The 14,882-nt window shown below is 60.5% G+C and carries 13 protein-coding genes and 1 pseudogene; 5 read left to right on the top strand and 9 right to left on the bottom strand.

The window, feature by feature from the left end; translation table 11 throughout:
* Positions 1–22: 22 nt before the first annotated feature.
* The gene (locus BLW55_RS16885) at positions 23–622 is read right to left on the bottom strand and encodes an 8-oxoguanine DNA glycosylase (protein WP_244509110.1); all 600 of its coding nucleotides are present in this window, start codon (positions 620–622) and stop codon (positions 23–25) included.
* A gap of 138 nt (positions 623–760) precedes the next feature.
* Here BLW55_RS16885 and BLW55_RS16880 point away from each other — a divergent pair, with 138 nt between their 5' ends.
* Complete coding sequence (locus BLW55_RS16880) at positions 761–1,060, top strand: helix-turn-helix domain-containing protein (protein ID WP_090329565.1); 300 nt, start codon at positions 761–763, stop codon at positions 1,058–1,060.
* 840 nt (positions 1,061–1,900) lie between these two features.
* Positions 1,901–2,185: a helix-turn-helix transcriptional regulator gene (locus BLW55_RS16870; protein ID WP_090329563.1), complete on the top strand. Its 285-nt coding sequence runs from the start codon at positions 1,901–1,903 to the stop codon at positions 2,183–2,185.
* Here the strand turns inward: BLW55_RS16870 and BLW55_RS16865 are convergent.
* From BLW55_RS16865 to katA, 6 genes are all read right to left on the bottom strand, one after another.
* Positions 2,151–3,407, bottom strand: a complete 1,257-nt coding sequence (locus tag BLW55_RS16865) for a tyrosine-type recombinase/integrase (protein WP_090329562.1) — start codon at positions 3,405–3,407, stop codon at positions 2,151–2,153. The genes BLW55_RS16870 and BLW55_RS16865 overlap by 35 nt on opposite strands.
* Before the next feature lie 292 nt (positions 3,408–3,699).
* Complete coding sequence (gene guaA, locus BLW55_RS16860) at positions 3,700–5,259, bottom strand: glutamine-hydrolyzing GMP synthase (protein WP_090329561.1); 1,560 nt, start codon at positions 5,257–5,259, stop codon at positions 3,700–3,702.
* A gap of 55 nt (positions 5,260–5,314) precedes the next feature.
* Positions 5,315–5,956 (bottom strand): 5'-methylthioadenosine/S-adenosylhomocysteine nucleosidase, encoded by a 642-nt coding sequence (locus BLW55_RS16855; RefSeq protein WP_090329560.1) that lies wholly within the window; start codon positions 5,954–5,956, stop codon positions 5,315–5,317.
* Positions 5,953–6,408 carry a PaaI family thioesterase gene (locus tag BLW55_RS16850; protein ID WP_090329559.1) on the bottom strand — a complete coding sequence of 152 codons (456 nt, stop codon included), beginning with the start codon at positions 6,406–6,408 and terminating at the stop codon, positions 5,953–5,955. The genes BLW55_RS16855 and BLW55_RS16850 overlap by 4 nt, the downstream gene beginning before the upstream one ends.
* Positions 6,409–6,426: 18 nt before the next feature.
* Positions 6,427–7,713 carry an RsmB/NOP family class I SAM-dependent RNA methyltransferase gene (locus BLW55_RS16845; protein WP_090329558.1) on the bottom strand — a complete coding sequence of 429 codons (1,287 nt, stop codon included), beginning with the start codon at positions 7,711–7,713 and terminating at the stop codon, positions 6,427–6,429.
* A gap of 119 nt (positions 7,714–7,832) precedes the next feature.
* A complete protein-coding gene (gene katA / locus BLW55_RS16840; RefSeq protein ID WP_007009362.1) occupies positions 7,833–9,338 on the bottom strand; it encodes a catalase KatA in 1,506 nt (501 codons plus the stop codon).
* Between the two features lie 139 nt (positions 9,339–9,477).
* On the opposite strand from katA, the gene BLW55_RS16835 reads away from it, so the two are divergent.
* Positions 9,478–10,389, top strand: coding sequence for a hydrogen peroxide-inducible genes activator (locus BLW55_RS16835; RefSeq protein WP_090329557.1), 912 nt, complete (start codon positions 9,478–9,480; stop codon positions 10,387–10,389).
* 3 nt (positions 10,390–10,392) lie between these two features.
* Here BLW55_RS16835 and BLW55_RS16830 read toward each other — a convergent pair whose 3' ends face one another.
* Positions 10,393–10,812, bottom strand: coding sequence for an MAPEG family protein (locus BLW55_RS16830; protein ID WP_090329556.1), 420 nt, complete (start codon positions 10,810–10,812; stop codon positions 10,393–10,395).
* A 104-nt stretch (positions 10,813–10,916) separates the two neighbouring features.
* On the opposite strand from BLW55_RS16830, the pseudogene BLW55_RS16825 reads away from it, so the two are divergent.
* Positions 10,917–11,600: pseudogene (locus tag BLW55_RS16825) on the top strand (MIP/aquaporin family protein); the annotation flags it as partial.
* 56 nt (positions 11,601–11,656) lie between these two features.
* Here the strand turns inward: BLW55_RS16825 and guaB are convergent.
* The gene (gene guaB, locus BLW55_RS16820) at positions 11,657–13,159 is read right to left on the bottom strand and encodes an IMP dehydrogenase (protein WP_025030622.1); all 1,503 of its coding nucleotides are present in this window, start codon (positions 13,157–13,159) and stop codon (positions 11,657–11,659) included.
* Positions 13,160–13,453: 294 nt separating this feature from the next.
* Here guaB and BLW55_RS16815 point away from each other — a divergent pair, with 294 nt between their 5' ends.
* Positions 13,454–14,869, top strand: a complete 1,416-nt coding sequence (locus BLW55_RS16815) for a DHA2 family efflux MFS transporter permease subunit (RefSeq protein WP_090329555.1) — start codon at positions 13,454–13,456, stop codon at positions 14,867–14,869.
* Positions 14,870–14,882 lie beyond the last annotated feature (13 nt).

Raw genomic sequence — 14,882 nt, 5'->3', positions numbered from 1 at the left:
CGCCCGATAGAAGGTAATCGGGTCATCTGAACAATATGCGCATATCCCGCCACATAATGGCGTCAAGAAGCGACGCCCTCACCTGAATCGCCCTCGCGAAATCGAGAAATTTCTTTTCAAGGGCTTCGTAGTCTTTCGGCAGGCGATAGTTCTCAGGGAACAGACCCATAAGTGTACCCGCCCGAAGAACATGAATATCAAGGATGGCGACATCATCGCTCCCCAACCAGTTCCTGACTATCCAGGACGCCGTCTTCGGTCCAATGCCGGGTAACTCCATCAGCTGTTGGCGAAAGATCTGGTGGTTGTCGGTCCGCGGTGGGCGCTCGCGGATTGCATTCAAAGCAACATGGAGCCGATCAGCCCGCTGCCGAGGATAGCGATATTTGTGCCGCCTCCCCTCTACCAGCAGCGGCATGCTGAGCAGCTCCTCGATCTCCTGGCGAGAAGGGACCGGATCAGAGGAATAAACCCCGGCCTCATAAAGGTGCTCCCATGCAGCACGATTGAGCTCCATCTTCACGCCGTATCCGCCTAGTAGGCAAAACGCCAAATCTTCGGCCAGCGGCGTGCCTTTTGGACTGACGTAGTCTTCGGGGTCCTCGGCTTCAAACTCTGCCATCTTAGCCCAATACGCTGGGCTGCCTGCCCAACCGCTCAGACCAAAACGTACACCTGGCACGACTTCGTCATCGGGGAGGAAACGGGGACTGGAATTCGATGTAGCGAGCATAGCCAAGATTGTATATATGCAATGCATATGCATGGCAAGATTCCCGAGATTGTTCGCAAGGTCGAGAGCAAACGGCGTGAGACACTGATGTCTCAGGCCGAGCTATCGAGCCTGCTGAAAGTCCACCAGGGTCATTTGTCGAAAGTACTGACCGGAAAAGCGCCGGTTTCAACGAAGATGCGCCTGAAGATGTCAAGCCTTCTGAGCGCTTGGCCGCCTTCGGCATCGAGCGATCCCGCCCTGGAGCAAGAACTTCTTACAGCTATGCGCCGCTCGACGGAATTTCAGGAATTCATCCGAGCAGCTCTCAAAATGCATAAATCATAGGGTTGTGAGATGCTTTTTTTACTTGACCGCCTCGGCAACAAGGCATCCCGCAGCGATCGGTGTCCAATTCAGCACACTAAGTCGCAGATTTCGGCTATTGTAGGACACCGTAGCGTAGGAAGTGGTTGCGGGGGCCAGATTTGAACCTGCTGTTGCTGTGCCACGGTTCGTAAACCGAGCTCAAATCTTCCTTAGAAGGCCGGTGAGTTCCGAAAGCAGATATTTTCTTTCGACCAGAAATGCTCGCCGATCGCCTGTCCGAACCGTTGGCCGAAACGCTCATAGCGATCGACCCCAGCAACAGATGTGTGCCTAACCGCCCTCTACGGCCTTCTTCCGCTTGTCACCAAACCGGCCTAGACATCCGTAGGGTCGAGGTAAGTGGTAGTTGACTTCCGCACCCGAAAACAACGGCCGGAGGTTATTGAGATGATTGATTATGAGAAAGAGCTCGAGCTCTTCCGAAAATACGCAGACGTGTTTCACCAGACAGAGCCAGAACCAGAACTGAATTTTACACCTCGGGGCAACCCCGATCCACGCCTTGTTCAGCTTGCGCGTTTGCTCGGAAGACAGGCTGCGCGAGAATATTTCGACGCAGAAACGAGGGCACTGAAAGAGCGATCATCCAGATCAGAGTGAAGTTTGTTTTTCGTGATCGTCCCCAAAACGCATTTAACGCAATGGATTTCTCACCAAGGATTTGCCCCTTGCCATGTCGCCGATTGTCCCATGTACGCGAAATGACAGCCGACAATACTACGATCTAATTTCTCGACTTCCATCATACGGCAACTATCGAATTCAATCCCCTCTGCATAATGCAGCGAGGAGAAGAATATGGCTCAATTTAAGGAAACACTCATCAGACGGACCATCCGGAGGAAAGAATTACGCGAAATCATCCCCCTGGCGGACAGCACCATTTATGAGATGGAGCAGCGGGGCGAATTCCCCAGACGCTTTGCTCTATCGCCCCGCTGCATCGTATGGGACCTTGCCGAGGTCCAGGCTTGGCTGGAGAGCCGTCGCGCAGTTCCCGTCAAACGGGCAAAGCACCCGGACGTACGGCAGCGGAAAACCCGCCCTGTCAAAGCGCCGGATCAAGCTCAAGCAACGTCATAGTGGGTGGCACGAGAACAGGTACGCGCTTTCTCCCTTCGACCCATGCATCAACGATGTCCGCCCATTCTTGCAGCATGTGGCGGCGCTGAACCTCATATTCAGCCTTGTTGTAAACTCCACGAGATGACCGGCCGTCCTCGTGGGCGAGGCACTTCTCGACCCAGTCGCTGTTGAAGCCGATCTCATTCAAGAGCGTCGATCCGGTCCTCCTCAGATCGTGAACCGTAAACGGTTCAAGAGGGAGTCCCTCCTTCTTCGCCTGCTCGACCACCGCGTAGGTCACTCGGTTGAAGGTCGCTCGCGACATCGGCGCGTCAGCGTCGTAGCGCGAAGGCAAGAGGTACCGCGAATTGCCTGCACAGGTCTTCAGCGCGATCATGATGTCCAGGGCCTGCCGTGAGAGATAGACGTTGTGAGGCTTCGAGCGCTTCATCCTCTCCTTCGGGATGGTCCAGACAGCATTCTCGAAATCCACCTCCCCCCAAACCGCATCCTGCAGTTCGCTCTTCCGCACCATCGTCAAGAGGTAGAGCTTCATACCCAGCCGGATGGTCGGCAGCGTAGGAACGTGCTCAAGTTGCTTTAACATAATGCGAATTTCCGCCGGCGACAGTGCGCGGTCCCTCGGCGCGAACGTCGCGATGGCGGCGGGTCCAACCTCATCCGCGGGATTGGGCACCTTCTCTCCATGCAGGATCGCGAAGCCATAGATCTGCTTCAGTATGTCCCGCACATGGATCGCTGTGGCCGGGGCACCTCGTTCGACGATCTTGGCGCAATGCGCTCGAAGATCGTCCGGCGTGATTTCCGTAAGCAGGCGATTGCGCCAGACAGGGAGCAGCTCACGCTCGAAGATGGCGCGGCGCATTGCCCGGGTGCTATCCGCCATCGGGGCATTTACCAGCCACTTCTCACCAAACTGGCCGAAGCTCTTGGCCTCTTTCAAACGCCGCTTCTCACGTTGCTTTTCAATCGCCGGTGAACGTCCCTCTCTGACCGCCCGTCTAGCATCCAGACACAGCTCCCTTGCCCGTGCGAGCGAAATGCCATCACGCCCGTACTTGCCGAGGTAGACCGTTTCGCGTCGCCCGTTCAGCCGATAGTCCAGCCTGAAAGATATGTGCCCCGACGGCATGACGCGGACATACATGCCGTCGCGATCCGCGACCTTATACATTTTGTCTTTTGGCTTCAGAGCCTTAATTGCGGCGTCCGTCAGCATTGCCGTATCACCTCCAAAAGTACCGTCACACGGTTTTGGGGCGCTCGTGTCGAAAAAACTCGTCTTCTTACAATGGCTTAAGCCAAAAAAAGTACCGTCACGAGCTTCATTTCCCGTGACGGTACTTTCAAAATTAGCAGGGATCAATATGGGCAAGGACCGTCAGCCGTGACGGTAAACGCGATCTATGCCCACCGATAGATATCGATAGGCACAGCCGATAAAATTATTTTATTTCAGTTGGTTATGTCGAACTCCAGCGCAAAATCGGCGACGTTCGGATGGGCCTGAATCATTCCCACTCGATCGTGCCGGGCGGCTTGGACGTCACATCGTAGACGACGCGGTTGATGCCCTTTACCTCGTTGATGATGCGGGTTGCCGCGCGGCCGAGGAACTCCATGTCATAATGGTAGAAATCGGCCGTCATGCCGTCGACAGACGTCACCGCCCGCAGTGCACAGACGAATTCATAGGTGCGCCCGTCGCCCATCACACCCACCGTCTGCACCGGCAGGAGAACGGCAAAGGCCTGCCAGATCGCGTCGTAGAGACCGGCCTTGCGGATCTCGTCGAGATAGATCGCATCGGCGGAACGCAGGATCTCCAGTTTCTCGCGCGTCACGCCGCCGGGGCAGCGGATGGCGAGGCCCGGTCCCGGGAAGGGATGACGGCCGATGAAGCTGTCGGGTAGGCCGAGTTCCTTGCCGAGAACACGCACCTCATCCTTGAAAAGCTCGCGCAGCGGCTCCACCAGGCTCATGTTCATGCGCTCGGGCAGGCCGCCCACATTGTGGTGCGACTTGATGGTCACGGAAGGACCGCCGGTAAAGGAAACGCTCTCGATCACGTCGGGATAGAGCGTACCCTGCACCAGGAAGTCGGCGCCACCGAGCTTTTTTGCCTCTTCCTCGAACACTTCGATGAACAGGCGACCGATGGTCTTGCGCTTCTTTTCAGGATCGCTCTCGCCTTCCAGCGCGCCGATGAAGCGGTCGGAGGCATCCACCAGGATCAGCGGCAGGTTGTAATGCTCGCGGAACATGGCGACCACTTCTGCCGCCTCGTTCTTCCGCATCAGGCCGTGATCGACAAGAATGCAGGTGAGCTGATCGCCCACAGCCTCATGCGTCAGAAGGGCCGCCACGGAGGAATCGACACCGCCCGAAAGCGCGCAGATCACCTTGCCGCCGCCGACCTGTTTGCGGATCGCCTCAATCGCCTGCTCGCGATAGGCCGCCATCGTCCAGTCACCCGAAAGACCTGCGATCTTGTGCACGAAATTGGAAAGGAGCTTTGCGCCGTCGGGTGTATGAACCACCTCGGGGTGGAACTGAACACCGTAATAATTGCGCTCCTCATCGGCGATGGCTGCAAAGGGCGCGCCCGTCGAGGTGCCAACCACCCGGAAGCCGGGCGGTATCGCCGTCACCCGGTCGCCATGGCTCATCCACACCTGATGGCGGGTGCCTTTCGCCCAGACGCCCTCAAACAGCGGGCAGTCATTCTCGATCTCGAGGAAGGCACGGCCAAACTCACGATGGTCGGACCCTTCGACCTTACCGCCAAGCTGAGCGCACATGGTCTGCTCGCCATAGCAGATACCAAGCACGGGAAGGCCGGAATCGAAGATCACCTGCGGCGCGCGCGGGCTGCCGATATCGACAGTAGAGGCCGGGCTGCCGGAAAGGATGACCGCTTTTGGCGTAAGGCGCTTAAACGCCTCCTCGGCCGACTGGAACGGAGCGATTTCGCAATAGACTCCGGCCTCGCGCACCCGCCGCGCAATGAGCTGCGTGACCTGGCTGCCGAAATCAACGATGAGAACTGTGTCGGGATTGGATGTCGTCATGGCGAGCCTTTAGAGAAAGATGCGTTTCGGTGCAAGCGGCGAGGCCGTTTTTTGACTACAGCAGGCCATCGGCAATGGCCCGTTCGAGACGGTCCACCGCGTCGGCAAGCTTTTCATCGATGACATGCAGATATTCAGTCCAGTCGTTCACGCGCTGCAGTTCCGCCGCCCCGTCGGAGATGCCGCGCAGCGTTACCAGGTCGAGACCGAATCGCTGGCACGCGCGCAACGCCGCGAAGGTTTCCATATCCACCATATCGGCGTTGATGCCGTCATAGGCGGCACCGGAAACGATGTTGCCGCCGGTCGACAGCGTCGCCTCGGGGATGCCTGGAATGCGATGCGTCAGCGGCATGATCGCCGGATGATCGAGAAAAGGCGTCACACCTTTCTCAAATCCAAGCGGTGAAGCATCCATGTCGCGGTAGGAGACCGAAGTCGCCTGATAGACTTCCGTCTGCTTCAGACTGCGACTTCCGGCGGATCCGAGAGAAACGAGCAGATCCGGCAAATGGCCTTCGGCATCGAGAAGCGCCAGTTCCGCACTAAGGACCACCCCCGCCTCCACCGGACCCACACCTGTCATCAGCGGCGTGAAACGCTTTTTCAGATGCGGTCCGTATTCGGCATCCGCCGCCATGACGAAGAGAACGCGCTTTCCGGCGAGCACCGTCGGCTCCACTGATGCCCGCGTCATCCTTCGATACCCTCGCGTCCGATGATGGTCATCATGGTTCCGGTCATGGTGGCGATCAGCTTGGCGTCCCCCTCGGACGAATAGGCATAGGCCTGCCCGTCAGCCACGATTATGGTGCGACCGGGCTTGGTGACGGTGCCGCGAAACAGGAAGCGCTCGCCGCGCCCCGGGGCAAGCAGGTTGACCTTGAATTCGATGGTCAGCACCGCCGCGTCCTCGGGCATCATGGAAAAGGCCGCATAACCGCAGGCCGAATCGAGCGCGGTGGAGATCACGCCCGCATGGAGAAATCCATGCTGCTGGGTCAGCGCCTCTGCATAGGGCATCTCGATCTCGACAATGCCCGGCGTCACCAGCGTCAGCTCGGCGCCGATGGTCTGCATCATTTTCTGACGGGCGAAGCTCGCGCGAACGCGGGCTTCGACATCAATGGGGTTTACTGCCTTGCTCATTGTCTCGCCACGCCTGCCTCAGACGCGCTCCAGTGCGGCAAAATGAAAGCCGTCAGTCGCCGTACGGCCGGGTGAAAGGGCGATGCCCGTGGTTCTGTCAATTCTCGCCTTCGCGGCCTTTCCGGAAAAGTGCCTTTCGCACAGTGCCTCATGGTCCACCGGGCGGAAGTCCGGATTGGCTTCAAGGAAGGCCCGCACCTGATCGTCGTTTTCCTCTGCAAACACCGAACAGGTGATATAGGCAAGTCGCCCACCGGAACGCACGAAGCGCGCCGCGCGCCGCAGAATTTCGGCCTGCTCCGCCTGCCGCTGCTCGAGCTGTTTTTCACCGAGCCGCCATTTGGCATCTGGCCTGCGCCGCCAGGTGCCTGCCCCCGTGCATGGCGCGTCGACAACGACCAGGTCGAGCCGTCCCTCATGCGCGGCGAGCACTTCCTGATCGGCCACCGCCTGCACATTGCGACAGCCCGCCCGCTTCAGGCGCTCGAAAATGGGCGCAAGCCGCTGTTTCTCGGCGTCGAAAGCCTGAATCTGGCCGGTGTTCCCCATGGCCGCTGACATGGCGAGCGACTTGCCGCCAGCGCCAGCACAATAGTCCAGCACCTGCATGCCTGCTGCGGCTTCGGTGAGAGTGGCAACGATCTGCGAACCCTCGTCCTGAACCTCGAACCAGCCCTTTTGAAAAGCGGGCTCTGCCTGCACATTGGGGTGCCGCCCCTGCCCTTCGATCGGGCCGATGCGCAGCCCCTGCAGCGCAAGTTCACTCTCGTAAACGCCGGTGCGCGCCAGCGCCTTGGCCACCTTTTCGCGCGTGGCTTTCAGCGTGTTGACCCGCATGTCGAGCGGCGGGCGCTCCGCAAGGGCCGCAGCCTCGGCCACCCAGTCGTCACCCCAGGCGCGCCTGAGAAGCGGCTCGCACCATTCAGGGCATTCCGCGCGCACGCCGTCAGGCGCCTCGCCCAGAGGGTGCGCGGCGATGCGGTCTGCTTCCTCGCCTGAAATCAGTGCTGGTGCAAAATTGTCTTCCGCCAGCGCTCCGTTCAGCGCTTCCGGGTCATGTCCCGCCTCGATCATCAAGGCTCCGAAGGCCAGCGCACGCGGGCTTTCTTCCTGAAACATCCAGGCCGCCGAGCGCTTGCGGCGCAGCGCATCATAGACGAGGTTGCCAATGGCGGCGCGATCCTTGGAGCCGGCGAAACGATGGGATAGGCCCCAGTCTCTCAGCGCTTCCGCAGCCGGGCGATAACGCCGGTCAATGTCTTCCAGAATTTCAATGGCCGCAGCCAGCCGTCCGCCAAGTCGCATATGACACCTTTGCCGGTTACCCGAATGGCGCACAGCTAGCCGGAAGCAGGCCTTTAGACAAGCAAAACGGGCGTGGATCGCTCCACGCCCGCACTTTATCAAAGCCTTTTCAGCCTTGCCTATTCGGCAGCGCGCTGTGGCGTCTTGCCGGTCACGGGCACGGCGTTGGCCTCATATCCATGCTCTTCCTTCAGCGCCTTGCGCACGCCATTGCCATAGTCCGGGTGGATCTTGTCGAAATGGGCAAGCTGGCGTTCGATGATTTCACTGGGCACGCCACCCATCGCAGCGGCAATATTGGAGAACAGCCTGTTCTTTTCTCCCTCGTCGAAAAGGTTGAACAGCGCGCGAGGCTGGCTGTAATCGTCATTGCCGATGCGGTGATTGTAGCGGTCCGCATCGCCCGAGATTTTGAGTGGCGGCTCCTTGGCAGCCGGGTTCTCGACCGGACCGCCAAAGGAGTTGGGCTCATAAAATGCGTCGGGGTTGCCCGTCTTGATACCTCCGAACGTGTTCATCTCACCATCGCGATGATAGTGGTGAACCGGGCATTTCGGCTGGTTGACCGGGATCGTCTCGTAATGCGTGCCGAGCCTGTAGCGGTGTGCGTCCGCGTAGGAAAAGATGCGCGCCTGAAGCATCTTGTCGGGCGAATAGCTGATGCCCGGCACGATGTTCGACGGCGAGAAAGCCGCGTTCTCGATCTCGGTGAAGTAATTGTCCGGGTTGCGGTTCAGTTCCATCACACCAATATCGATCGGCGGATATTCCGCGTGCGGCCACACCTTGGTCAGATCGAACGGATTGTAGGAAGTTTTCTCCGCATCCGCCTCGGGCATGATCTGAACCTGCACCTTCCACTTCGGAAAGTCGCCATCCTCGATCGTGCCATAGAGCGCTTCCTGATAGCTCTCGCGGGTCTTGCCCACCACCTGCTCGGCCTCCGCATTGGTGTGGTGTTTATGGCCCTGCATGGTCTTGAAGTGGAATTTCACCCAGAAGCGCTCACCCTTGTCGTTCCAAAGCGAATAGGTGTGTGAGCCGTAGCCGTTCATGAACATGGGCGCCGTCGGCAGACCGCGGTCGGACATCAGGATCGTGACCTGATGAAGGCTTTCCGGCGACAGCGACCAGAAGTCCCACATGGCCGTGGGCGAACGCATATTGGTGCGTGGGTGACGCTTCTGCGTGTGGATGAAGTCCGGGAATTTGAGCGGATCGCGGACGAAAAAGACGGGCGTGTTGTTGCCCACCAGGTCCCAATTGCCGTCCTCGGTGTAGAACTTCAGTGCAAAGCCGCGCACGTCGCGCTCGGCATCGGCCGCGCCCTGTTCGCCGGCAACGGTGGAGAACCGCGCAAGCATCGGCGTTTCCGCGCCCGGCTGCAGCGCCTTGGCGATGGTGTACTTCGAAATGTCGCCGGTGATCTTCAGCACGCCATGCGCGCCCCAGCCCTTGGCGTGAACCACGCGCTCGGGAATGCGTTCACGGTTCTGGTGAGCAAGCTTCTCGATGAGCTGGTAGTCCTGAAGAAGAACCGGACCACGCTCACCCGCGGTCACGGAATTCTGGTTGTCGCTGACGGGGGCGCCAGCAGACGTGGTCATCGTGCGTTTGTCTGCCATGAAAGAAACTCCCTTGCTTGCTCTCCGGTTTGCCCGGCTGCCGGTCTCACCTGCGGCGTGGCTTGGAACAGTTCTAAGGTATCGGCGCCGCTCGATAAATTCCAATTGTCTTTGATATTCGATGCGATAATCTAAGCTTATGATACGCCTCACCATCAGACAGATGCAGTATTTCGAGCGTCTGGCCGAAACGCTTCATTTCGGACGCGCCGCCATGAGCTGCGGCGTCACGCAGCCGGCGCTTTCGGCACAGATTTCTGAAATGGAATCCCAGCTTGGCTTCAGGTTGTTCGAGCGCGGCAGCGGCGCCGTGCGGCTCACTGCCGAAGCGCAGACGATGCTGCCGCGCGTGGCACGCATCCTCTCCGAGATTCGCGATCTGGAGGGCGAGGCCAGACGGGACCGCAAGGCGCTTGAGGGTCGCTTCCGGCTTGGCGTCATTCCCACAATCGCGCCCTATCTGCTTCCCGAGCTTCTTCCACTCCTGAAGCAGAGATTTCCGCAGTTGCGGCTTGAGGTGCGCGAGGCTGTTACAGCCGCTCTGGCTGAAGACACTGCGTCCGGTCGCCTCGACGCCATGATCGCGGCCGAACCCGTCGAAGACAGCCGGCTTGTGCCGGATCTCCTCTTTGCGGACCCGTTCTACCTTGCGGTCCCGACCGCCGACGCAGCACGCATCGCCCCGCCCGTGGCGCAGGAGAGCATGGCGCTGGAAAGGCTGATGCTTCTGGAAGACGGCCATTGCATGCGGGGCCAGGCGCTTGAAATCTGCGGGCGGGTCAAACCAGTGACGATGGGGACCTTTGGCGCAACGAGCCTGACGACGCTTTTGCACATGGTGTCGCATGGGATGGGTGTTACCCTCATTCCGCGGATGGCGCGCGCCTCGGCGAATCTTCTGCCGTCCGTCAGCGTGCTGCCGTTTCTCGACCCCAGCCCTTCCCGCAGCATATGCCTCGCGGGCCGCAAGTCCAACTCGCGAAAAGACGATTTCGCGGCTTTGCGCGAAACCGTTCTTCAGGCGCACGAGGCTCTGCTCGCACGCGGGTAATCTTCAGCCCGCATTCCACAGCGTCAGCGCAAGCAGCACCCACATGGCGCCCAGTGCGAGAAACCCAAGCGTGAACATCGGCTGACGGAAGCGTATCCGGTTCGAGGTGACGTGTACCCAGGCGTGTGCATAGCGCGAGAGCACGAATGCCCAGGCCAGCCAGACTGCAATCGGCCCGGCCCCGCCCGTTACAAACAGTGCCAGGCACGCCGCGTGGAAAAGCACCGGCAGTTCAAACTGATTGGCGAGATTGTTGCGCACAAACAGGCTTTCGGCCGGCTCGTCACGGTTCTCCCTGAACTGGGAAACGCGTGCACTCCCCGTTTCCACAGCCTTTTTTCGACGCATGCCGATCAGCACATACACGGCATAAACGAGCGCGACATGGGCGATAATCGGCCAGAAGATTGCGTGTTGGGACATACCCCTCTCCTCCCGGTTTCCAGGCTTCCAACGCTGATTCCTGATTTTACCATCAGCGTTGAAACGCCGACGTTTGGTAAGGGTGGCGCTATCGCAAGGACAAAACCATGAAAGCTTACGTCGCCGAGTGTTTTGGAACGTTCTGCCTGGTCTTCCTGGGATGTGCCAGCGTCACCGCCGGCGGGTTCGGAAACCTCCTGCCGCTGGGAGGTCTCGGCATTGCCGTTTCATTCGGCGTTGCGGTGATTGCCATGGCCTATGCCGTTGGCCCCGTCTCCGGCGCGCACCTCAACCCTGCCGTGACCGCCGGCGTTTTTCTGGCCGGTCGCATGCCTCTCAAAGACGTGGTGCCCTATATGGTCGCGCAGATCGCCGGAGCCGTGATCGCTGCCGCAGCACTGTGGGGCATGGCGAAGGGTTCTGATGCCGTCGCCCCCATATCCCGTGCAGCCAACGGCTGGGAGGGCGCGGGGCTTTCCCCCATGCCCACCGCCTTCGCACTCGAAGCGCTGGGAACTTTTATATTCGTGACCGTTATCCTGGGCGTAACCGCGAAGAAGCACCGGACCCCGCTGTCCGGCATGGTCATCGGCCTCACGCTGATCGCAATTCACCTGTGCCTGATCCCCGTCACCGGCACCTCGGTCAATCCCGCACGGTCCGTTGGCCCCGCGCTTTTCTCTGGCGCACGCGAAATGAACCAGCTCTGGCTCTTCATCGCCGCCCCCTTTGTCGGCGCGGGCGTTGCCGGCATCGTTGCCAAGACGACACTGATGGAACGAACCTGACCCATGAAAAAGGGCCTTGCGGCCCTTTCTCGGAAAGCAGGAACTGGAGTACGCCTTCAGGCGCCGCCGGGGTAGTTAGGGCTTTCACGCGTGATCGTCACGTCATGCGCGTGGCTTTCGCGAAGACCGGCGCCCGAAATACGAACAAAGGTCGCCCGTTCGCGGAATTCTCCAAGATTTGCCGCGCCCACATAGCCCATGGCCGCCTTCAGGCCACCGGTGAGCTGGTGCAGGACACCGCCGGCCGGGCCTTTGTAAGGCACCTGCCCTTCAATGCCCTCGGGGACCAGCTTCAGCGTATCGCGCACCTCAGCCTGGAAATAGCGGTCGGCCGAACCGCGCGCCATCGCCCCGACCGAGCCCATGCCGCGATAGGCTTTGAAGGAGCGCCCCTGATGCAGGTAAACCTCGCCCGGGCTCTCATCGGTGCCCGCGAGGAGCGAACCGACCATCACTGCCGATGCACCGGCTGCCAGCGCCTTCGCCAGATCGCCGGAGAACTTGATACCGCCGTCGGCGATCAGCGAAACGCCTTCCCTGTCGGCGACCTCCACCGCGGACATGATGGCCGAGAGCTGCGGCACGCCGACACCGGCGACAATGCGCGTGGTGCAGATGGAGCCCGGCCCGATGCCGATCTTGACGCCATCAGCGCCCGCATCGATCAGCGCCTTGGTGCCATCCGCGGTTGCCACATTGCCTGCGATGATGCGCACGGTGTTTGAGAGCTTCTTGGCCCGCGCAACGGCGTCGAGCACGCGCTGCGAATGGCCATGGGCGGTGTCGATCACCAGAAGGTCCACACCGGCATCGATCAGGCGCTCGGCGCGTTCGAAACCATCATCGCCGACACTGGTTGCCGCCGCCGCGCGAAGTCGCCCCTGTGCGTCCTTGCTCGCATGTGGATTAAGCTGCGATTTCTCGATGTCCTTGACCGTGATCAGGCCAACGCAGTTGCCGGCATCGTCGACGACCAGAAGCTTCTCGATACGGTGCTGGTGCAGAAGTCGCTTGGCCTCGTCCTGCGCGACACCCTCTTTGACCGTCACCAGATCCCGATGAGTCATCAATTCGCGCACGGGCTGTGCGGGATCGGAGGCGAAACGCACATCGCGATTGGTCAGGATACCGGCCAGCCGCCCGGTCGCATGGCCTCCCGCGCCGCCATTCTCCACCACCGGAATGCCGGAGATGCCATGCGCGCGCATCAGGGCCTGTGCTTCGGCCAGTGTCGCATCCGGGCCAATGGTGATCGGGTTTACCACCATGCCGGATTCAAACTTCTTCACCTGGCGCACCTCTTCGGCCTGCTCGACCGGTGTCAGGTTGCGGTGGATGACGCCGATACCGCCTGCCTGTGCCATGGCGATTGCGAGGCGCGATTCCGTCACCGTGTCCATCGCCGCGGACAGGATCGGAATGTTCAGGTCGATGTCGCCGGCAATGCGCGTGCGCACATCCGTCTGACCGGGCATCACCTCGGAGTGGCCGGGCTGGAGGAGCACGTCGTCGAAAGTGAGCGCCTGGGCGCCGGTTGCTGTCTCGATGATTTTAGCCATGGCCGACCCTTTGGAATGAGAGGACGCGCGACCCCGCCACGAAATGGCACGGCCCCGCTTATGTGATTCCCTTTCAGGATTGGCGCTGGCTGGTACCACGTCAGCGCCGGCTTGAAAAGGTGGTGCTTTTTCAATGCGTGAGAATTGTTTCGTCCACACGACATGACAGCACCAACACAGCCGCAGCTCTGCCACAGGACAGACGCGCTTCCCGGTGCTATAGCCCGGACGCTGATCCGGACTGCCCATTCCCCCACATCTTCACCCGGCAGACCGGCACAGGAACAGAATGCCTTGAACCGCACACTGCCGCTCATACTCGCCGTCGCGCTCTTCATGGAGCAGATGGACTCAACCGTCATCGCCACGTCGCTGCCGGCCATCGCTGCCGATATCGGCACCAGCCCGGTAACGCTGAAACTCGCCCTGACGAGCTATCTCGTTTCTCTGGCGATTTTCATTCCGATCAGCGGCTTCATGGCTGACCGCTTCGGCGCCAAGCGGGTTTTCCGCATAGCCATCGCGGTCTTCGTGATCGGTTCCATCGCCTGCGCCTTTTCCAATTCGCTGGGGGCGTTCGTGCTTTCGCGGTTTCTGCAGGGCATGGGCGGCGCGATGATGACACCGGTCGGCCGCCTGGTTCTCGTGCGCGCGGTGCCACGCGAGCAGCTTGTGAAAGCCATGGCCTGGCTGACCGTCCCCGCTCTGATCGGTCCGATAGCCGGCCCGCCGCTCGGCGGCTTCGTCACCACCTATTTTTCCTGGCACTGGATCTTTCTGATCAATGTGCCGATCGGGCTTCTGGGGATTGTCATCTCCGGTTATGTCCTGCCCGATTTCGCAAGGGAAGAAACCGGGCGACTGGACCTTTCCGGCTTCCTGCTGTGCAGTATCGGCGCGTCGGGACTGGTGTTTGGCCTCTCGGTCATCAGCCTGCCGGCGCTGCCGCCCGTCATTGGCGTTGTCACCGTGGTGATCGGCGTCCTGGCCACGGCGCTTTACATTCGCCACGCCCTGCGCACCCCACGTCCCATTCTCAATCTCGGCCTTTTCGCCAACCGTACCTTTCGCGCGGCGATCATCGGCGGCTCGCTGTTCCGCATCGGCGTCGGCGCCGTGCCATTTCTGCTGCCGCTCATGTTTCAGGTGGTGTTCGGTCTCACCCCGTTTCAGTCGGGTCTTCTGACGTTCGCATCGGCATTCGGTGCCATTGCCATGAAATTCATAGCCACCACGGCGCTGCGCCGCGGCGGGTTCCGGGTTGTTCTGGTCGCCGCATCGTTGCTTGGCGGCGCGAGCATCGCCGTTAACGCGCTTTTCACCCCCGCGACACCGCACTGGGTGATCATCACCGTGCTGATCGGATCCGGCCTTCTACGCTCCCTGTTCTTCACATCGGCCAACGCTCTGGTCTTCGCCGAGCTTGGCGACCGGGAGGCAAGCCAGGCCTCCACCATCTCAGCGGCAGCCCAGCAGGTAAGCATCGCGCTTGGTGTCGCTGTCGGGGGAGGAATCCTGGAGGCGTCCGCCTTCATTACCGGAACGGAGCTGGGTATCGACGCATTCGTCAACGCATTCCTGATCGTCGCAGCGCTTTCGGCGCTGGCGGCCGTACCGTTTCTCACCCTGCCGCCAGAAGCCGGCAGCCGGGTGTCCGGCCACAGCAGACGCCGAAGCAGGGGCACGGAGCCGGCTCCGGCGGGCGAGTAGCTGGTCCGCTCCT

It is taken from the genome of Nitratireductor aquibiodomus, assembly GCF_900105565.1.
GTDB classification, from domain to species: Bacteria; Pseudomonadota; Alphaproteobacteria; order Rhizobiales; family Rhizobiaceae; genus Nitratireductor; species Nitratireductor aquibiodomus.
This window is presented reverse-complemented; position numbering and strand designations above follow the sequence as displayed.